The sequence below is a fragment of the Agarivorans sp. DSG3-1 genome, assembly GCF_046774965.1.
Lineage (GTDB): Bacteria > Pseudomonadota > Gammaproteobacteria > Enterobacterales > Celerinatantimonadaceae > Agarivorans.
On sequence record NZ_CP177241.1, the window covers coordinates 2,400,987 to 2,421,585 of the forward strand.

The window sequence follows — 20,599 nt, forward strand, 5'->3', positions numbered from 1 at the left end:
TATTTAGTTAAGTGACCAATCGCCCCCTAAGCTTTTATGTAAACCCACAATGATGTTGGCAGTTTGTAGCTTGGCTAACACTTGCGCATCTTCTAATAGGTTTTGCTGGCGCTGGGCATCGAGCACTGCTAAGTGATCAATCAAACCGGCACGGTATAGCGAGTTAGCTTTACTTAGTGCAATGTTTGCTTGCTGACTAGCTTGGTCAATATTGACGGCAAACTCTTGGCTATTGCCGTAAGCCATTAGCATGGTTTCAACTTCAATAAATGCGGCGTTTACTGCTTGCTGGTAATGCAGGGCGCTATTATCAAAGCGCTGTTGCTGTATTTCTACCATTGCGTCATGACGACCGCCATCAAACAATGTCCATTGCACGCCAACCGAAGCTAACCAAGCACCAGAATCAGCTTTGAATAAATCATCAAAGTTTTCTGCGCTTAAACCCGGTCCACCGGTTAAGAAAAACCGAGGGTAGTCTGACACTACCGTTGCCGCTAGCTCTTGATTTACTGCAGCCATCTCGCGCTCAGCAATGCTGATATCGGGACGTTGAGTCAGTAAATCCGACGGCAAACCCACTGGAATTAGACCATTAAAGTTAGGCAGTTCGCTGTTGGCACTAAGCTGTTGGGTTAGCTGCGAAGGGCTTTGCCCAAGTACTAATGCCATGCGATGTAAGTGCACATTTTCGGCACTGTTTAACTGCGGTAAGGCTGCTTGGCTAAGGGCCAAAGCACTTTGCGCTTTGGCAACATCTAGTTCAGAACCATAACCGCTAGCACTTAACGATTTAACTAACTTAAGTACGGTTTTTTGCTCGTTAATATTACGTTGGGCAATAACAATACGTTGCTGAGCACCGCGGTACTGCAGGTAATTATTAACTATCTCTGCAGTGACCAAAGTGTGCATACCTTGGTGGTATATTTCAGCTTGCTCACCACGAATTTCAGCGGCGCTTACTTGCTTGTTTATACGACCAAATAAGTCCATTTCCCAGCTAACGTTAGCGCCAGCAAAGAAGCCGCCATTTTGCCGTTCCAGTAAATCAAGCTGACCACCTCCCAATGGGTTGTCGATGCCAAAGGCTGGGCCAGTTAGCGGATCATTTTTACTTAACTGGTAGCTCGTGTAGCCGCCCCCTAAACTTACCGTTGGCACTTTAAACGAGGCAACGGCATTTCGGTAAGATTGAGCCGCCTGTACTCTATTGGCTGCCATTTTTATGTTTAGGTTTTGCTGCTGGGCTTGCTCAACCAAGCTATTCAATGTGTTGTCGTTAAATTGTAACCACCAACCACTGGTTACCGTTTGTTGCGTGCTTAGCTGCTCAGTTTGCGCTGAGTATGCGGCGTCCATATCTGGATTCGGCGCTTGGTAATCTGGCCCCATAGAACAGCCAGTGGCAAATACCGACAACAGCAGTATTGATGCCTTGCTGGGCTTAAGAATAAAAGATTTAGTTGTTTTCATGGCTAAGCTCCACAGATGGTTCAGCTTCAGGCTCAGGTTGGCTTTGTTCTTCGTTACGGTAAAAGATCCGATACCAAGCAGGCATAATAATTAGCGACAGGAAGGTGGCGACGACTAACCCACCAATAATAATGGCTGCCATTTGGTCGAATAAGCGGTCGGTAAGTAGCGGCACCATACCTAATACGGTGGTTAGCGCGCCCATAGAGATAGCCATAGTACGGTTAAGCGTAGATTCGATAATGGCATCGTTAATACTACGACCTTGCTTACGCTCCAGTTCAATTTGGTCTATGAGTACAATACCGTTTTTAATAATCATTCCCGATAAAGCCACTGCGCCGGTTAAGCCCATAAAACCAAAGGGCTTATCAAATAAGAACAGGGTCCAGGCACAACCAATAGAGGCTAAAGGCAGCGTGACTAGAATAATAGCGGGCTGTTTAAGACCATTAAACAAAGCCACCATAATAATCACCATAATGATGACTGCTTTCGGAATTTGGCTAATGGTATCGTCTAGCGCGCGTTTCTCGTCGTAGTATTCGCCGCCCCATTCAAAGCTGTAGCCGTGGGGTAATTCTATGGCTAAAATTTGCTCCGCTATCTCTTTACGTACATCCGATGGCGTGGCACCAAATACTGCGGCTTGTGCGGTGATAATAGGCACGCGGTTTCTGCGCCAAATTAGGCTTTGTTCTTCGCGGGTTTCAAAGCCGTCAATCACTTGGCTAAGGGGGACGCTATGTAAGCCAAGTAGTGAGCGCACTGGCAAATTGTTTAAATGCGCAATATCGGTGTTAGTGCTTTGTAATTTAATTGGCAAAGTTTCATCACCTTGGCGCAGCGCACCCACAACCACACCACTAGAGGCTCGTTGAATAGCCAATGCAACATCGCTACGGTTAATACCCGCACGGCGCATTTTGTCTTGATTCATTAACGGCACTAACTGTTTGCTAGTTTGGCGCCAATCGTCACGAACATACTTAGTGTTTGGATGAGCGTTGTAAATGGCTTGCGCTTGCTCAGACAGCTGCTGTAATACCTTTGGATCTGGGCCGCTAAAGCGGGCTTCAAGGGCAAACTTATCTTTGGTCGCTAGTTTTAGATTTCTAAAGCGTGGCTCTGCATTGGGGTATTGTTGCATTAACCAACGATCACCACGTTCTACTAAGGTGTCAATAGACTCAAAGTCACGAGTATTAATGAGTATTTGCCCATAGCTACTATCATAAGGTTCTGGCTCAACAGTAACCGAGAAGCGCGGGGCACTGGCACCAATGTAACTAGAGATGCTGGTTACTTCTGGCTGTTCTAGTAACCACTTTTCAATTGCTAGCATATCGCGAGAAACAATTTCAGTTTGCCCGCCATTGGGTAGCCAATAATCGAGAAATACAATCGGGCGGTCAGAGCCTGGCATAAAGTTAATGGCAATTTTTGGCACTATTAACGCGGTAACTAACAGAGCTGGAATCACTAGGGCAATAGCGCTAAACGGTTTTGCCACTACCCACGTTAATACTCGGCGAGACATTTTTACTAACTTCGACTCTGCTTGTTCAGTTTGTGTTGGGTCTACTTTAATAAATGTCCAGCACATGAGTGGCGTTAAGGTCATGGCAATTAGCCATGAAAGCAATAGTGAGCTACACAATATTTGGAATACCGACCCAGCAAATTCTGCGGCGTCAGTTTGTGATAGTAATACCGGCGTTGCGCCCGCAATAGCGATGACGGTAGCAGCCAATAAAGGAACAGCAGTTTCTTTTACGCTGCTGGTGGCGGCTTCAAAACGGTCGATACCTTGAGCAAGTTTAGCTTTAAACATATCGGTAATGACGATGGCGTTGTCTACCAGCATGCCTAAGGCCAGAATAAATGAGCCTACCGATACGCGTTGTAAATCAATCCCAGCCAAGAGCATGTAAATAAGAGTAATAAGCAGCGTAACCAGCAAGCTAGAGCCTACAATGGCCGCGCTACGTAAACCCATAAAGATCCACAATACTGCAACCACAATAACAATGCTCTCAACTAGGTTGCTTACAAAGTTATTGATAGATTTTTGTACTTCATCAGGCTGAAAAGCAATCGTGCCTATTTCGCTGCCAACGGGCAGATCACTGGTGTAGTCACTTAATACTTGTTTTAAGGTATCGCCTAAGGCCACTACGTTAATACCGTCCACTGGGCTTACTGCAATGGTAACCGCTGGTTGTCCGTTAAAGCGGCTTTGCGATAGCGCGGGTGTTTGGTAGTCCAAGTAAATGTCGGCGATGTCGCCCAAGCGGATTAAGCCGCTACCTACATTGGCAACACCAGATTTAATCAGTAAGTTTTTAATGTCATTAACATTGCTGAATGTACCGTTTTGGCTCACTCGAATGCGTTCTTCACCCACTTTAAAACTGCCTGAATCAAGCACCATATTTTGGGTAGTAAGCTGGTTAAACACCTGTAGGCTAGAAAGGTTGTTTTCAGCTAAACGTTCATTAGGTAAGTCGATAGTAACGATTTGTTGTGGCAGACCGTGTAGCTCAACTTTTTTAATGCCGTCTACAGCTTTTAGTCGGCGTTGTAGTTCTTTAGCTTGTTGTTTAAGTTCGGCGGGTTCTACCCCTTCGCCATATACCGCAAACAACATACCGTACACTTCTGAGAACTCGTCTTGCACTATGCTAATTTGCGCAGTGGCAGGGAGATCTAATTTTACGTCGTTTACTTTACGGCGCAGTAAGTCCCATTGCTGGGGCAGCTCTTCTGATGCGGTGTTTTCTTTTAGATCAACAAAGATCATCGAGCTACCAGGGCGAGATAAGCTGCGAAGCTTCCACACTGCGCCCATTTCTTGTAAACGGGTTTCAATTTTGTCGGTAACTTGTTGCTCTACCTCTTGCGCCGAGGCACCAGGGTATAGCGTTACCACAACCGCACTTTTTACGGTGAACGACGGGTCTTCTAGTTTGCCTAAACCAATGTATGAACCAATACCGGCGATTATGCATAGCACGGTAAAAAAGCACACAAAGGTGCGCTGCCTAATAGCAAATTCAGCTAAGTTCATATTAACCTCCCTTCACTTCTAGCAATTCACCTACCTGTTGTCCTTCTTTAAGGTAATGGCTTCCAGCCACAATAATTTTGTCTTGTTGGCGTAAGTCGCCCGATACACACACTTGCTGTTGAGTTTGGTTAACAATGTCGATGGCAACACTTTTAACTTGCTGCTGCTCTACACGGTAAATTTTGGCTCTAGAACCATCTAGCAATAAAGCTGAATGAGGCAGGCAGAAGCGAGTTTGCTGAGAGGCATCTTGAGCCAGCGCCAACTGAATAGACTTACCTGGGTAGATGTCTTTAGTGGCTTGATTAAGTGTGAAGGTTACGGTGTAGGTTTGCTTGACTAAATCTGGCACCGTGGCAATTTCTGTTAACTCAGCTGGCAAGCTTTGATCTTGGTTATGCCAAGTGATTTGGGCATTCTGACCAAGTTTAAAGTTGGCAATTTGATTCTCTGGTACATCAATAACCGCTTCTAACTGCTCAGGTTTATGTAAGGTAAATACACGTAGCGCAGGTACCGCTTGTTCAAAGTTTTCTACAAAACGTTGAGCAATTACACCATCAAACGGGGCGCGAAGCTCGGTATAACGCAGGGCATCTTTAGCGCGTTGAATATTTTGATTTACCACTTCTACCATGGCGTCGGCACGTTGCTTACCGCTTAAAGCTCGGTTTAAGTTTACCGGAGCAATGGCGTTGTCTCTGGTGGCTCGTTCTACACGCTGGTACTCATTGTGTGCCAAGGTTTGCGCGGCAGTCGCTTCGGCGAGTTTTGCCTGTAGCTCCAGTAAGCTTACTTGATAGTCATGTGGGTCTAGGCGGGCGAGTAGCTGGCCTTTAGTTACCGATTCGCCGCTAGAAACCAGCACTTCTTCTATTGTGCCCGGCACTCGAAAGGCCAGTTTTGAACTGGTGCTAGAGCTTAACACTCCACTGTAGTGTTGATTTTCCAGCAGGGTAGCTGCGCTAAGGTTAATAACTTTAACCGGACGCAACTTGGTGTGAATGGTTTCTGCTGGTTGTTCGTTACTACAAGCGCTAAGTAATGTTGCGCTTAACGCTATAGCGATATAGGAGTGTTTCATAGCTTGCCCCGAAAGATAAATTTAGAGCGTGCATAGTAAACACTTTAATTGTGGCTATCTGCTAGCAATAGAGAACATGTGTGTCACGAATTTCGTGACAATTAGATGTAGGTTGGGATCCGCGAAATAATATGCTCTAGAAGTAAACGCGCAGCATGCGTTAAACCATTACGGCTTGGATAAACCATCCAAGCGTCTTCGGCGGGTGATAAGTACTCTGGCATTAAGTGACATACGCTACCATTTTCGAGCATCGGGTAAGCCAAAATATAGGGCAGTAAGGCAACTCCTAAATCGGCTTCTACCGCTTGAGCAATATGGGTATAGTTATTACTAATGTGATGATGGTTCACTTCTATGTCTTGGTTAGAAAATTGCCAGCGGTTTTCCAATTTTTGATCGTGACGGCGATACACAATACAACTGTGCTGTAATAAGTCTTGCGGTGTTTTGGGTGTATTGTGGGCTTTTAGGTAAGCGGGGCTAGCCACCACTATTTTAGTAAAACCACCAAGCTTTCTCGCCACAAAACTTGAGTCGGTTAAATCTCCAATGTACATCGCCATATCAAGGCCGTGTTCAAATAACCCTTGGTAACTTTCGTTAGAGTAACGTACTTCAATATCAATATCGGGGTAGCGTTTTTTAAACGACTTTGTAATGTCGATAAGATAATAATCGCTCCCCACGTTTACCCCCACTTTAACCTGACCTGTAGGTGTAGACGTATGGCTTTGCAAGGCGCTGTTTGCGTCGATTAAGCGGCGCATTATATCTTGCACACTTTCGTAGTATTGCTGGCCTTGGTTGGTTAAGTTTAACTTACGCGTAGTCCGAACAAATAAGCGGGTATTAAGGCCTTGTTCTAATTCGTTAATACGCCGACTTACGTTGGCGCGAGGCAAGTCTAATGAGTGAGCAGCGGCGCTAAAACTACCTGATTCAACCACTTTGATAAATAACGACAAGTCTTCAACACGCATAATCTCATTGTCTCCAAATTAGATACAAACTAGCTGCAGCCTAACAACATTTCTCACCAATTCAAGTGTTAGCTGCAAAGTAAGCTTGAGTTATTTCTAGGTATTTAAGCGTCTAATAAGAGGCTGTTTAGCTATTCACCTATTAGCTAGGCTTTAAGCTGCGAGTTTAAGGTTTTTCTAAAGGCTGTTTAAAGTGTGTCCATCAACTTAAAGACATCTACAGGACATATTATGAAAAAAACACTGTTAGCCCTAAGCATTGTAAGCCTTTCAACGGTGGCGATGGCCGAAGACAACGCAGCCAATGGCGATGTTAACTACGGAGACCCAACAGCCACGTTTAGTTCGGTAGGTGTGTCTCGCTCTAGCGACCGTACCCAGTTAAACAGCACCTTTGGTTGGGGGGCTGGCAACATGATTTTTGCTGACCTTGGAGCGGGCGACAAAAAAGATGCTGAAGGTAAAGTCGATTATGACTACCGTCTTCGTTACTTCAAAGTGAACGACGGTTTAGGGTACTCGGTAGATGTAATGGGCGACAGAAACACCACTACCGCCATGGCAGGGGGAATGTACAAATTCGACATTACTAACAACATTTCGCTATTTCCTATGCTGTACGGTGGTTACATGAGCAGCAAAATAGAAATGCAAACTGACGACGGTAAAGAAAAGTTTAAAGACTCTACCTTGGTACAAGCAGGTTTGTATGCAATGTATGCATTTGACGACGGCCACTGGCTATATGCAAACCCTAAAGCTACGTACATTACTCGTGCTAAAGACTATGTTCCGCAAATTGAAGTGGGTGGCGGTTACATGGTGTTAGACAACGTGTCGGTAGGCTTTAAAGTGGAGCATACCGCAGACAGTAAAGTGTCTAAAAAAGATACCGTAACGTGGTTGCAAGCCAGTATGTATTTTTAGTGATGAGTATGGCTTAAGTTCAGTAGTGTTTAGCGCTGCTGAGTTTAAGCCTTTTATCTGCATTTATTCACGAATACTGCTGTGGAAAGAGCGCTTAGCTAAAGACATAAAAATCACAGATTTTGTGTGATTTTATACAGGCAATCTGCAATTCCTACTTTCTACAAGTGTTTGCATACTTTCATGCTGATGATTTTGTTACTTTTAGAGTTAGGTAGCTGATGTAGCTCAGGAAAGGTGATAGTCTGGACTTTATCAAATGTATGATAAGAGGAAAAATTCCTTCTTTAAACAAGGAATTTTCCTGTTAATAAGCTGTTAGGTTTTTATATACACATAAATAGGAATGACTGATATGACATGGAGACAGTGGGTAGGCATTTTCGCGTTATTAGCTGGTTTGGTTTCTTTTGCCATAAAAGGGTACTTGGGTTTTTGGTCATCAGCTTTCTCAGGGCTATTTGCTGGAGTCACTGTTGCAATATTATTTGGGGAGGTCTTTGAAGAGTACTTGCCGTTATGGGCTGGCGCCACACTAATTTTTGGGATTATTGGGGTTTTTGATGAAAGCAAAGCATTCGATAGTAAACTTATGAATGCATACAATAAAGTAGTTGTCCAACTAGTAGATTTAGATAATGAGTGTAATACGATACCACCTAAAGTTATTGAGTACACTCGATTAGTGTGTGCGTTGCAAAGCAACACAAATTTGAGAAATACAGTAATCGAATTTGAAAAAACAATTAAACTATCACCAACACAAGGCCTTATTGCTAATTTGGTGTCGATATCTTCAGATAATTCTTTGGACAAGTGTGCAAATATGTTTAATGAAGTGAATAACGTATGTCCACATCAATTTGAGCGTATGCCAGGTGAAAGCAAAGCTATTTTACTTGGGCAGTTGGACTAAACCTAACAAGGCAATTAAACGGAACATGTAGTTGATCCGATTCAGTAGACACTTCACTCAAACAAGATGAGGTGTTTATGCCAGCTTATAAAACAGGTAAAAAAACTCAGCAATGAACAAAAATAATGGACACCCATAAAATTGACGATTTAATTTCTTTCTTCTAGGCTTAATTTCACTAGAAGGGGAATAGCTATGACTCGCGCCCGTGACCAACAAATTTGTTTAGACAGCACACCTTACTATCACTGCATTTGTCGCTGTGTTCGACGCGCCTATTTGTGTGGTGAAGACAGGGTAACGGGGGCAAGCTTTGAGCATCGAAAACAATGGATAGTGGATAAGTTTACTCAACTAGCCCAAGTGTTCTCGGTTGAGGTTTGTGCCTATGCAGTAATGAGCAATCACTACCACTTGGTATTACGAGTAAACCAAAAGCAGGCAGAGCAGTGGAGTTATCGCGAGATAAATACCCGATGGAAGCAATTGTTTGCAGGCCACAATGTGGTAGAGCAATACCTTAGTGACCCACAAGCCAAAGATGAAAACTACCCTAAGTCTATAGAAAAACTGGAAGACTGGCGTAAACGCTTATTTGATATCTCTTGGTTTATGCGCTGCCTTAACGAGCACATAGCTCGCCAAGCGAATAAAGAAGAGCAATGCAAGGGCCGATTTTGGGAAGGCCGTTTTAAATCTCAAGCTTTATTAGATGAAGCCGCCGTACTGGCTTGTATGGCCTATGTAGATTTAAACCCAGTCAGAGCCCAAATGGCTGATACCCCAGAAGAGTCTGACTTTACCAGTGTGCAACTGCGCATGCAGGCGCTAAAAACCGCTAAATCAGAAGAAAACCTACAACCCTCAACGGTGTTACCTTTTTCCGGTTATAAAGCCCATGGTGACCCCACCCCCGGTTTACCCTTTAACCTTTATGAATATCTAGAGTTAGTAGACTGGACAGGCCGCTGTGTACGCGCCGATAAACGCGGGGCAATACCCGCCAATATATTACCAATAATGACACGGCTTAACATTAACCAGAAAGACTGGCTAAGTGTGGTGAAAGACTTTAACCGCCACTTTATTAGCGCGGCTGGCTCAAATAAACATCTGCAACAACATGCTAGCCAAACAGGCCGGCGCTGGTGTGCCACTCATAGTAAATTACAACTCTGCGAAAGCTAGCGTAACCCACATAAAACCTACCAATGCATCTCTTAAGCTCAATTGAGGGCTTAGCTGTAGCTGCATTTTGCCACTTAAAGCCCAACGACCTTATCGCATGTTTCTTTAGTTGCTTTACGCCTCAAAAAATCTAACAAGCACCCAAAACTTTGGCTTAAGGGTTATTATTAATCAAAACAAGATAAGTTGGATGTCCTGTTATTTCTTGTTGGGTGGGGGAGCACTAACTCGGTGAGCCAGCGTAGGTGCTTAGCCGACCAATTGGCAGTGCCCGCATAGTTAATGTTATTACGTAGTAGCAAGGCTTTTAACTGATACTTGGCATCCTTTAAGTCTTTCATAGCGGTCTCACGCGCACGCGATAAATCCCGTACGGCTTCATCCTCAGGCTCTGGGACGTAAATAGGTGTTAGGTCTTCGGTTTTTAGCAGCTTGGCAAGTTTGAGTGCATCACGCTTATCGGTTTTTATCTTATCGCCTGGCTTTTTAGGGATAAGTGACGGGGCGACCACATAGCAACAATGGCCAAGGCTGGTGAGCAGGCGGTATATCCAGTAACCGCAAGGCCCCGCTTCATAGACAAAGTGTAAGGTGGCTCTTGGGTATTTAGAGTGAAGCTGTTTGGCCAGTTTAACAATGGCGGCTTTAGCGCTAGATATTCTGCCGAAGTGAACCGCTTGCGCCCCGCGTTGGTCTTCAATATAGGCGACTTCAACAAACTCTTTGTGAGTATCTAGGCCAATAAAAAGTATGTTATGTTTATTCATGCTGATCTCCAATCTAGTTTATTATCATTAACTATTATGGCTCTGGCTTTCAGCTAACCCACGAAGTTGGAGATCAGCACCTTCTTGGGGAGTCATTATGTCTAAGTGCCAAAATAAGATATGGGTATATTTATAATTCACACCCAAGATTCAATGCTTCTTTCTAAAAAGGCCTACGAATCATGGAAAGAGGTTCAAGATCAGTATCCTGATTACATGGCTTCTCTTGGACCTTGGAGTGCAGAAGAAGTAATTGATTATCTCGATGATGAATATTCTGATCTGAGTCCCAAGGCATCAATTCAGGTAAAGTCCTTAATTGATGGTGCGCAAGAGTGCTTAGAATTAGTTTTTCAAGATTGATCAACTAGCACTTAACAAACCAAGCCAGTTCGCCAGCGAACTGGCAGTACAAATTAACGCGCTGTGCGCTAAAAACAAATTTGCCTCTGCTTAGCGGCGTTAGGTATCAACTATGGCATGTTTTGGAAACTTGGTTTGCTTCAAGTGCAGAGTTGTTACGCGCAGGCCAACTTGGCGCAGGGTTACTCACGATAGACCGGAATCTATCGGGAAGATAAGTTCTGTGACTAAATGCCAGCATTGTGGCTACCCAATGTATTTCTTGGGCCCGACTATCAAAGTTCCTCCTAAAAGCAAAGTTAAGCTTTGGGACATTTTACACGCTGAGATTTTCGCGTTTCGTCGACAACTGGCTGACGATTCGAGAGTCGAAAAGGTCAAAACGAAGCACGCATTAGAAACAGAAATAGCGAAGCTACAAATGCGGGAGCCCAATCGTGAACGCATTAAACTGATAAAAAAGCATAAAGACAGGTTGAAGAAATATACCTAACAAGTGCGTCAAATCGGTCACTTCGCTCCCTAGGATGGCGCACACGACACGCCACTGGTTACGCAAGCGTTATTTTTCGATTAAACCATTTACTCTCTCCCAACAAAAAGCCCTCAACAACGAGGGCTTTTTTGCAACATCTTCCCTGTGTAGCTTTTAGAAAAAGTAGGCCATGTTTACTTGTACAAAGCTGTCTTTACTAAAGGCGTAGGTTGGGTCTGCAAGGTCATCGGCGTCGATGTACCAAAGATCTAGTTCGCCTTTCCAGTTTTCGCCAAAGCGGCGGCTGGCTTCTAGGGTGACGACGTTGGTGTTGTAGTCGAGGTCTATCGCGCCACCTAACAAAAACTCAGTACTTTGCGCGTCGTTTAATACTAAGCGAGCGCCTAGGTAGAGATCGTTTTGAAAGGTAGAGGTGGCCTCTTTGCCGTCACTATTCCAGTTGTATTCGGTGAGTAAACCTAAATCGGCAATGCTGTCGAATAAACCCACTAGGGTATATTCGTAACCGCCAACAGCAGCGGTGTAACTGTTGCTGCTGGTATTGCGATATAAGCCCTCAAACTTCCATAACCAATCGCCAATGGTGGCTTGTAGGTCTACGCCAAGTTGGTCCATTTGCTCATAGTAAGGGGTAAGTTTGGTGCCATCGGCGCTAGCAATTAGCAGTGGGTCGCGGTTGGTGCCACGAAAATAGGCGGTGCCTACGTCCCAGTCGCCAAAGGTTTGCGCCCAGCGCAGGGCTAGATCAACATGTTTGTCTTTAGCGCCCGATTCATACTGGGCATTATCTTGATCTACCGGTAATGGTGGGCGAAAGCGGCCATCTACGCCGGCAAAGGTTCGCTCTCTAAAGCCCGGTAGAATGAATACATCCCAAATGCCGGAGTCTTGATAGGTATTAAAGTGCAGCATGGGTTGGCCAAGCTTTTCGTCGCCATCGGGCGATTCGATAAAGTCGGTTTGGTTTATCACATCCACCAAGTGTTGGGTTTCGGTTACGCCCCAAAACACTTTGGCTATACCAATTTCTAACTCGTATTCGTCGGCTAGGTGCAGCCATTTAAGCTCGCGAATATCGGCGTGAGTGCGCTCGCTATCCATGGAATCGGCCCGAGCAAAGGGCGTAAAGGTGATGCTGTCGATGCCATCGTTCCACTCCCAGTACAGCTCGGGCTCGGCACTTATCGAGCCTTGATGCTGCTGGTTTTGACCCGGGAAAGCACCTTGCTCGAAAAAACCACGATATTGCACAGCCACATTGCCGCGCAGCTCCATAGCTGCGCTGTTTGTGCTTAATAAGACTAGGCTTAGCGCTGTTGCAAGCGCAGAGTTGGTCGCTCTCATTAGCGGGCTCGCTTAAGCTTGTTTTTATTGAAGTCTGACTCTTTTACGCCGGTTTTAAACTGATAATTATTCCAGAACATTTCGGTTTTTTTATCGGTTTGGTGGTTCACCATCAACATTTTTGAAGGGCGCCAATGTTTGTCGGCATACACTTGGTAATCACTCATGGTGAGGGTTTTAAGTAGCTGTCCTTTACGGTCGTAAAACTCTACTTTGTGTACGCGGTAGGCTTCTTTGTCCATCCAGGTAATTTGCTTGGTATAACCTGAGTACTTATCTACCGGTACGTTTTGCACTACATAGCTGTCTTGGCCGGCAATGGTTTCGTCGCGCAAGTAGGTGTAAGTGTATTTTTCTACTTCAAATGAGCTTAGATCTTCAAAGGCAAACTCACTGCCCATGTAAGGGCCAGACTTGTTGCGTGAACCAATGCGTTTTACCCGTTTTAAGGCGGGTAGGTATAACCATTGCTCGTCTGGCTCGAGAGCGTGAGAAAAGCTTAGAAAGGCAGTGCCTTTTACGTCGGCTGGGTGGTCAAACACACTTAAGGCTTTGTCGCCATCGCCTTCTACTTCTAAAGACTGAATGCGAATAGAGCGGGTGCTTTTATCGCCTTGCGCGTTGTACAGCACCATTTCTGTGTCGGCTTTCGAATCAACCCAACCTAAATCAAAGGCTTTGCGCTCTTGAGCGATGCGTAAGCCTTTTTCTTCTGCGGTTTCTGCTAATGCTTGTTGGCTAAACAACAGGCTAATACAGATAACTGCGGCACGATTAAGCCACATACTAAGCGGTTTTTTGTTGAAGTGCTGCTGCATTTTCTGCTCCCTTTGCACGGTCAAAACTAATCAAGAGTAATGGTAGTAGTAAGAAATCGATGATTAAGGCTACGGCAATAATAATAGAAGTAAGTAGCCCCATATTGGAGTTAATAGTAAAGGTTGAACCAATTAATACCGAGAAGCCAACCACCAATACCGCGGTAGTAATAGCCAGTGCTTTGCCTACGGTGACAAAGGCGTAGCGTACTGCGTCTTCGGCAGATTTACCTTGCTTGCGGGCATATTGGTACTTGGTAAGGAAGTGCACGGTGTCGTCGACCACAATGCCTAAGGTAACGCTAATAACAATCGACAAACCAAGGTTAATGTTGCCATCAATTAGCGCCCAAATACCAAAGCCAATGCCTGCTGGTACTAGGTTAGGTAGCAAGCTAATAAAGGTGAGCCGCAGTGAACGCAGCGAAATACCAATTAACACCGAGATAAGCACCAGTGCCCAAAACGCACCTTTGAGGGCTTGCGGCATATTGCGCTCGCCAATGTGCGCAAACATTAAGTTAGGGCTGGCGGCGATTACTCGGTACTCGGGCGCATTTTGTTGCCACCAATCTAAGGAACGTTGCTCTAGCGCTATCATGCCAATAGAGCCCATGTTTTTGGTGGTAATGGTTAAGCGCGTTGCCGATTTATCTACGTTGATTTGGTTATTTAAATCTAAGCCGTAGGGCAAGCTCATTTCGTACATCAATAAATACTGGGCAGAGAGTTCGCGCTCTTCGGGCACTAGGTAATAGCTTGGGTCGTCACCATGCATGTTTTTGTTTAAACGACGCATAATGTCGGAGATGCTATTTACGTTGTCGATCTCTGGTTGTTGGCGTAACCAAGCGCTAAAGTCAGCCACTTTTTGCATGTAGTGGGGCTGGTTAATGCCGCTGCTTTCGCCGCTTCTTATTTCATAAGAAATGGTGGTAATCCCGGATATATTTTCCTCCATAAAGTCTGTGGATTGACGAAAGTCCACCTGCTTGCTGAAGTACTCCGTAGCCACGTCGTTAAGTTGGTTGCGTGGGATCATGGCTAAGAAGCCAACAATCACAACTAGGGTAACCGGCATTAGCCACTTGCGAGAATCAATCACAAAGTTTGCTAAGCGGTCGTAGTTTGAACGGCTGCTAATACTCGGCGTTTGTTTAATGGGCAGAATGTTAAGCAGAGCAGGCAAAATGGTAAGTGCATACACATAGGCCAGCATTACACCCACTGCCACAATGGTGCCTAAGGCTTGAAACGGTGGAGAATCTGAGAAGTTTAAGGTTAAGAAACCAATCGCAGTGGTGGCACTAGTAAGGAAAATAGCGCGGTTGTTTATTTTTAAACTAAAGGCGAGGGCTTCTTTTTTAGATTTACCTTGGCGCATCTCGTAGAGCATTGAGGCGATAACGTGCACACAATCGGCCACTGCTAAGGTCATTACCATGGTGGGCACATTTACCGTAACGGTATTGAGTGCAAAGCCCATCCAACCGGCCATGCCCATGGTGCTGGCAATAGTCACTACAATCACCACTAAGGTAGCTAGCATGCCTAATACCGAGCGCAGTAAAATGGCTAGCATCACTAAAATTAGCAAGAACATTAGCGGCACTAAAGTGGACATGTCTTTCTGGCTTTGTTCGATGAAGCTGTTGTTCATCATGATCATGCCAGAGAGCAAGATTTTATGTTCTGGATAGGCTTGCTGGTACTTGGCTTGTAGCTCGCGTACAAATTGCGAGGTTTTAGGTACCTCGGCCTGCATATCGTCTTCGGAGATGGTGATGGTGGCAGCCACTACTGCTACGCGCCCATCTAGGCTAATTAAGCGGTTTTCTAGCAGTTGTTCGCTTAAGCTAACTTGCTCAATTTTGGATACTTTTTCTGCATCTAGCATGTCTAGCTCTAGCAATAAGTCTTCTACCCAAAGGTCATCTTCTACGGCTTCGGTATGCTGAAAGTTGGTGATGGAGTCGACCCGTGTAGAGTTAGGAATAAGCCAAGAGTCGTCGGTAAGCTCTTTAATGAGTGTGAGAGATTGCGGGTTGAATACGTCGCCTTCATTAGGGGAGATTACAAAGGTGACCGAATCGGTTTTATTAAACACCTTTTGCATGCTTTCAAATTCTTGCAGCTGAGGATTATCCTCACCAAAGAAAATGCGGTAATCGCCTACAAAGGTAAGAAAGCGTCCGCCAGAGCTCATTGCTACAACGGCTAACATTAATAACATGAGTGTTAGCCAAGGTCTGGCAATCACTTGATTAAAAAATTTCTTTTCCATAGCCCTGTCCTTTACCAATTGCACCATTCAATTGGTTTAGAGTGAATTATGACGATTTGTCTAAAATTGACGAATCGTCACTTCCTTTGCTTAAAAAAACCGCAGTAATCGGCGGCTTTAATTGAATCTAAATGCGTGCGTTTATTATTCCACTTAACAACAGTAGAACAACTTGGCACTTTTACTCTTAGAACTTACAAATCTTTATTCGCTAATTGCTGGTTTGCGTAAAGCGCTTAATACAGCGTTTCGTTTTGCTCCAGCATGGCCAACTCTTTGGCATATAGCTCTTGGCCTATTCGCTGCCAAGTGGCTAAGTAATCTTGTTGATTAGACAAGGGTTTCCAATTTAACCCGTCACACAACAAATTTACGTTGTATAGCAATGCGTATTGGCTGTCGAAGCCAGCAGAGCAAAACTTGCTGGATTTATGTACCACTGCGCTGCTTAGCGCATTGGTGCCAAAGGCCATCGACCAAGCGGCAAATGTAGCGGCATTGGCATCTACATTTTGGCTGGCTGGTATGTCACCTAAAGCAACAGCTTCTTCAATCAACTTAACCGCAATACCGACAATTTTGTTTTCGTGTTCACTTACGCTGGTACTGCGAATACTCGAGGTTTTCTCCATGATGTTAGGTGTTTTCATACTTAACACTACCATCGACAGAGTGGGGTAAAGACGATTAAACAAGCGATAGCCATAGGCCATTGCAATCATCTTCTCTCGAGTGCTACCAGCAAAATCATTAATCCGTTGGTATAGCTCTATTTGTAAACGCATAGAGCGACAGCATAGAGCACACAATACATCTTCTTTACAGGCAAAGTGGTTATACACGGTGCCTTTTGAATACTGCGAACGCTGGGTGATTTTATCCATTGTTAGGCCAGCAAAGCCGGTTTCAGCCATCAGCTCTAATGCAATATCGAGCAACAACTCTTCACGGTTAGCAATTTCTTGGGCTTTTCTGGTTTTGGTATTCATTTGTTCTCGTTATTGACACTTCGTCACAATGTGACGATTCGTCAAGTTATACGCCTTGATAAAAAATTGTTCAAGTTTTATTTGTATTTGATGTTTTTCTTTTGGTGCTTAATTTAGCTTAAGCGCCTGTTTGTTTAGCCAATGACGGCTTGCAAAATTGCCACAAAAACCTGAACAGCTGATCAAAGTGTAAGTAAATACTGAGCTTAAGGGAAAGTTGCAACACTAAGTCAGTTGAGCAATAGCTAAAAATGTTGGGCTTTTAGGTGTAAACCTTACTTGTATATTGCTTGTACAAGCTAGGTGAGTGAAAAGTTTTTGCGATGTGTCAATTTAATGTGGTTATTGTCTGTGATTATGGTGTTTCATCCTATAAGGTTACGCCTTCGCCAATTATATAGCTTCACGAAAGGACCATAAGAAGCATGAAACAACAATCAAACAACAGCATATTACAATTTATTACCCAAGGCAGTTTAGTGCTACAGATCCTTATCGGTATTATCGCCGGTAGCATTTTGGCCGTTTTAGCACCTAGTGCGGCTACGTCTATTGGCATGTTAGGTAGCCTTTTTGTTGGCGCTTTAAAAGCGGTAGCGCCGGTATTGGTTTTTGTGTTGGTGGCGGCTTCGGTAGCTAGCCATAAACGTGGCCAAAATACTCAGCTTCGTCCGATTATCTATTTATATTTATTTGGTACTTTTGCCGCGTCGTTAACGGCGGTAGCCATGAGCTTTATGTTCCCTACCGAGTTAGTGCTAGTGAGCACCGAAACCTCGGCTAATCCTCCGCAAGGCATTGGCGAGGTATTGCACACTTTACTATTTAAAATTGTCGATAACCCAATTAGCGCCATTATGAATGGCAACTACATTGGCATTTTAGCGTGGGCAATTGGTTTAGGTATTGCCATGCATAGCGCATCGGACACTACCAAAACCTTGTTTAATGACGTGGCTGCGGGTGTATCAAGCATTGTGCGTTTTGTTATTCGTTTAGCGCCAATTGGTATTTTTGGCTTAGTGGCAAACACTATTGCGCAAACCGGCTTCTCGGTATTGCTAGGCTATAGCCAACTATTGTTGGTACTCATTGGCTCTATGTTATTGATTGCCTTAGTGATGAACCCGCTGCTAGTGTTCTACAAAATTCGTCGCAACCCTTACCCGTTGGTATTTAAGTGCCTACGAGAAAGTGGCGTTACCGCCTTCTTCACCCGTAGCTCTGCTGCGAACATTCCAGTAAACATGGACTTAGCCCAGCGCTTAAAGCTAGACGAAGATACTTACTCGGTGTCTATCCCACTTGGTGCCACTATTAACATGGCCGGTGCTGCGATTACCATTACCGTGTTATCGCTAGCGGCTGTGCATACCTTAGGTATTCAAGTCGATTTTGCTACGGCATTGTTACTGAGTGTTGTAGCGGCGGTGTCTGCTTGTGGTGCCTCGGGTGTTGCTGGTGGGTCGTTATTGCTTATCCCATTAGCGTGTAGCTTGTTTGGCGTATCTAACGATGTGGCCATGCAAGTGGTTGCTGTAGGCTTTATTATCGGCGTATTGCAAGACTCTGCCGAAACGGCATTAAACAGCTCTACCGATGTATTGTTTACTGCTGCATGCTGTAAGGCTGCAGAGGAAAAAGCTTAAGCGCTATTTATGCGTAAAGGCTAACATCGTCAGTTAATTGTTTAGTAAAAAGGATGGCTTAGGCCATCCTTTTTTATTTGCTGAATATGCTGGAATTAATCAGGGAATTGGGATGCCCTGATATCGAGGGGAGTGGGCATCCCAATATTACTTAACATCATTGAGCTATATTTTTGTTGCCGCTTTACGTTTCGCTTGTTCGTATTCGGCTCTTGCTTTACTGCGCTCCCAAATTGGTCGTAGTAAAGGACTAAATAATACAAGCGCGGCGATGCTAATAAAGGTTAGTGTGAGCGGTCGTTCCCACAAAAAGCTCAGTTCGCCATCGCCAATCAGCAGTGCTCGGCGCAGGTTGTCTTCTAACATTCCGCCAAGAATAAAGCCCAGCAACATGGGCGCCATAGGGAAGTTAAGTAAGCGCAAACCCAAGGCCGCCATACACACCGCCACCATTATCATGATGTCCATGCTGTTGAAAGATACTAAGTACACGCCGGTGATAGAAAACAGCAAAATCATCGGTATGAGGTAAGGTCTCGGTATATTCAATAACTTGGCTAAGTAGGGGATGAGTGGCAAGTTAAGAATAAGCAGTATCACGTTACCAAAGTACATAGAGATGATGATTGACCAGAATAAATCTGGGTGCTCAATGTACATTCTAGGCCCTGGCTGAATCCCGTAAGCAATCAGCGCACCGAGCAATACTGCGGTTGTGCCCGAACCCGGAATACCCAGTGTTAACAGTGGCACAAACGAGCCCGTTGAGGCTGCGTTATTAGCCGACTCTGGCGCGGCGAGCCCTTTGAGTGAACCTTCGCCAAATTGTTTTTTATCTTCTGGTTTGGCTAAGTTACGCTCTACACCATAGGCTAGAAACGACGCGATAGTTGCGCCAGCACCGGGCAATACGCCCACAAAAAAGCCTAAGAAAGAGGAGCGTAAAGTAGGCGCGGCCACGCTTTTTACTTCTTCTTTAGTGAGCTTAAGGCTACCCAGCTCCGACATCATTTTTTGCTCAGTGGCACTGTTGTTTGGGTTTTCAGGTTTAAGCACCGACATTAACGTTTCGGCTAAGGCAAAAGTTGCCATGGCCAGTAGTAAGAAGCTGAAACCGTCGATGAGATCTAGCTGACCAAAGGTGAAGCGCTCTACGCCTTCGCTTCTATCGGTACCTACTGTAGCGAGCATTAAACCGAGAATCGTCATCATAATCGCTTTAAGCACTTGGCCTTTGCCCGAGAATGCAGCCACTGCCGACAAGCCCAATACCATGAGTGCAAAGTAGTCTGCGCTTTGAAAACTTAAAGATACTGAGGCTAACGCAGGCGCGGCAATCAGCAGCATTATTGCGCCTAAAGTACCGCCCGTGAACGAAGCGTAAGCCGCCACCGCTAGCGCTTTACCTGCTTGGCCTTTTTTAGCCAATGGGTTGCCATCAAAAGCGGTGACCACAGTTGCGCTACAACCCGGCGCATTGATTAAAATGGAAGACGAAGAAGCGCCAAAAATGGCCCCGTAGTAGACACCCGCCATCAAAATTAAACCCGAAGAAGGCTCTAAGCTATAAGTGAGCGGGATCATCAAGGCAATAGCTGTAATGGGGCCGAGGCCTGGCAACATGCCAATAAAGGTGCCGACTAAGCAACCCACCACTACCATCATCAGATTCATTGGCATTACTGCGGTGCCAAGCCCTGCTAAAATTCCGTCTAACATCGTTTACTCCTTGATTCGCTTACGCTCAGCCATTAAACCAGTGCCATAGCTGCCCAGGTTCTAAATAAATATCTAATATTTGGGTTAATAGCGCCCAAAACACTAGGGTGAAGATCACGGCTATTGCGGCAGCCTTCTTGTGTTTGGTTTCGCCCATAATGCGAAAGCTGACCACCAGAAAAATAATGGTGGCTAATACAAAACCCAACCAATTCACCAGTAGTCCATAAGCGAACATGGCCGCCAGCAGCTTAGCCACAGGTTGCCAAACTAAATGCTTAATACTGGCTCGAAAATCTGCCCCACCAGTGATTACCAAAATTACCGAACATATCACCCCGCTCAGCGCTAAAAACTGAGGCAAAGTACGCGGGGTGAAGGGCTCATACTCAGCGCCGGGGAATAGCGCTATGTCGTAGCTAAAGTAGCCATAAAACAAAGAGAACAGCAGAAAAATGAGGCCGCCAATTCGTTGATTGCTAATTTGCATTGTTAGCTCCAAGTTTGAAAAATACCGGTGCCGAAC

General features: G+C 44.9%; 15 protein-coding genes and 1 pseudogene. 5 read left to right on the forward strand and 11 right to left on the reverse strand.

Translation table 11 applies throughout. The features are described from left to right. Positions 1-3 precede the first annotated feature (3 nt). The 4 genes from ACLD71_RS11230 to ACLD71_RS11245 all read right to left on the reverse strand — a co-directional run bounded on the left by ACLD71_RS11230 (position 4) and on the right by ACLD71_RS11245 (position 6,613). A complete protein-coding gene (locus tag ACLD71_RS11230; protein ID WP_137672056.1) occupies positions 4-1,476 on the reverse strand; it encodes an efflux transporter outer membrane subunit in 1,473 nt (490 codons plus the stop codon). Next, the gene (locus ACLD71_RS11235; RefSeq protein WP_137672055.1) at positions 1,463-4,546 is read right to left on the reverse strand and encodes an efflux RND transporter permease subunit; all 3,084 of its coding nucleotides are present in this window, start codon (positions 4,544-4,546) and stop codon (positions 1,463-1,465) included. Before ACLD71_RS11235 ends, ACLD71_RS11230 begins: the two co-directional genes overlap by 14 nt. 1 nt (position 4,547) lies before the next feature. Then, positions 4,548-5,630, reverse strand: a complete 1,083-nt coding sequence (locus ACLD71_RS11240; protein WP_137672054.1) for an efflux RND transporter periplasmic adaptor subunit — start codon at positions 5,628-5,630, stop codon at positions 4,548-4,550. A 101-nt stretch (positions 5,631-5,731) separates the two neighbouring features. Next, a complete protein-coding gene (locus ACLD71_RS11245) occupies positions 5,732-6,613 on the reverse strand; it encodes a LysR family transcriptional regulator (protein WP_137672053.1) in 882 nt (293 codons plus the stop codon). Between the two features lie 231 nt (positions 6,614-6,844). On the opposite strand from ACLD71_RS11245, the gene ACLD71_RS11250 reads away from it, so the two are divergent. The 3 genes from ACLD71_RS11250 to ACLD71_RS11260 all read left to right on the forward strand — a co-directional run bounded on the left by ACLD71_RS11250 (position 6,845) and on the right by ACLD71_RS11260 (position 9,644). Next, positions 6,845-7,540: a hypothetical protein gene (locus ACLD71_RS11250; protein ID WP_411990759.1), complete on the forward strand. Its 696-nt coding sequence runs from the start codon at positions 6,845-6,847 to the stop codon at positions 7,538-7,540. A 355-nt stretch (positions 7,541-7,895) separates the two neighbouring features. Beyond that, entirely contained in the window at positions 7,896-8,456 is a 561-nt protein-coding gene (locus ACLD71_RS11255) for a hypothetical protein (RefSeq protein ID WP_411990760.1), read from the forward strand. A gap of 195 nt (positions 8,457-8,651) precedes the next feature. Further along, on the forward strand, positions 8,652-9,644 hold the full coding sequence (locus tag ACLD71_RS11260; RefSeq protein WP_411990761.1) for a transposase: 993 nt from the start codon (positions 8,652-8,654) through the stop codon (positions 9,642-9,644). Between the two features lie 209 nt (positions 9,645-9,853). On the opposite strand, the pseudogene ACLD71_RS11265 reads toward ACLD71_RS11260, so the two are convergent. Continuing rightward, positions 9,854-10,411, reverse strand: a pseudogene (locus ACLD71_RS11265) (IS110 family transposase); the annotation flags it as partial. A 120-nt stretch (positions 10,412-10,531) separates the two neighbouring features. On the opposite strand from ACLD71_RS11265, the gene ACLD71_RS11270 reads away from it, so the two are divergent. Next, complete coding sequence (locus ACLD71_RS11270) at positions 10,532-10,774, forward strand: hypothetical protein (RefSeq protein ID WP_411990762.1); 243 nt, start codon at positions 10,532-10,534, stop codon at positions 10,772-10,774. Between the two features lie 649 nt (positions 10,775-11,423). Here the strand turns inward: ACLD71_RS11270 and ACLD71_RS11275 are convergent. From ACLD71_RS11275 to ACLD71_RS11290, 4 genes are all read right to left on the reverse strand, one after another. Then, positions 11,424-12,614, reverse strand: a complete 1,191-nt coding sequence (locus tag ACLD71_RS11275) for a hypothetical protein (RefSeq protein ID WP_411990763.1) — start codon at positions 12,612-12,614, stop codon at positions 11,424-11,426. Beyond that, a complete protein-coding gene (locus tag ACLD71_RS11280) occupies positions 12,614-13,432 on the reverse strand; it encodes an outer membrane lipoprotein-sorting protein (RefSeq protein WP_411990764.1) in 819 nt (272 codons plus the stop codon). The genes ACLD71_RS11275 and ACLD71_RS11280 overlap by 1 nt, the downstream gene beginning before the upstream one ends. Then, positions 13,401-15,716 (reverse strand): efflux RND transporter permease subunit, encoded by a 2,316-nt coding sequence (locus tag ACLD71_RS11285; protein ID WP_221076308.1) that lies wholly within the window; start codon positions 15,714-15,716, stop codon positions 13,401-13,403. The genes ACLD71_RS11280 and ACLD71_RS11285 overlap by 32 nt, the downstream gene beginning before the upstream one ends. 236 nt (positions 15,717-15,952) lie before the next feature. Next, positions 15,953-16,705, reverse strand: a complete 753-nt coding sequence (locus ACLD71_RS11290; RefSeq protein WP_137672048.1) for a TetR/AcrR family transcriptional regulator — start codon at positions 16,703-16,705, stop codon at positions 15,953-15,955. A 425-nt stretch (positions 16,706-17,130) separates the two neighbouring features. On the opposite strand from ACLD71_RS11290, the gene sstT reads away from it, so the two are divergent. Then, positions 17,131-18,354 carry a serine/threonine transporter SstT gene (gene sstT / locus ACLD71_RS11295; RefSeq protein ID WP_411990765.1) on the forward strand — a complete coding sequence of 408 codons (1,224 nt, stop codon included), beginning with the start codon at positions 17,131-17,133 and terminating at the stop codon, positions 18,352-18,354. A 165-nt stretch (positions 18,355-18,519) separates the two neighbouring features. Here sstT and ACLD71_RS11300 read toward each other — a convergent pair whose 3' ends face one another. Both ACLD71_RS11300 and ACLD71_RS11305 read right to left on the reverse strand, forming a co-directional pair. Continuing rightward, the gene (locus ACLD71_RS11300) at positions 18,520-20,073 is read right to left on the reverse strand and encodes a tripartite tricarboxylate transporter permease (RefSeq protein WP_411990766.1); all 1,554 of its coding nucleotides are present in this window, start codon (positions 20,071-20,073) and stop codon (positions 18,520-18,522) included. A gap of 25 nt (positions 20,074-20,098) precedes the next feature. Beyond that, positions 20,099-20,563, reverse strand: coding sequence for a tripartite tricarboxylate transporter TctB family protein (locus ACLD71_RS11305; protein WP_137672045.1), 465 nt, complete (start codon positions 20,561-20,563; stop codon positions 20,099-20,101). Positions 20,564-20,599 lie beyond the last annotated feature (36 nt).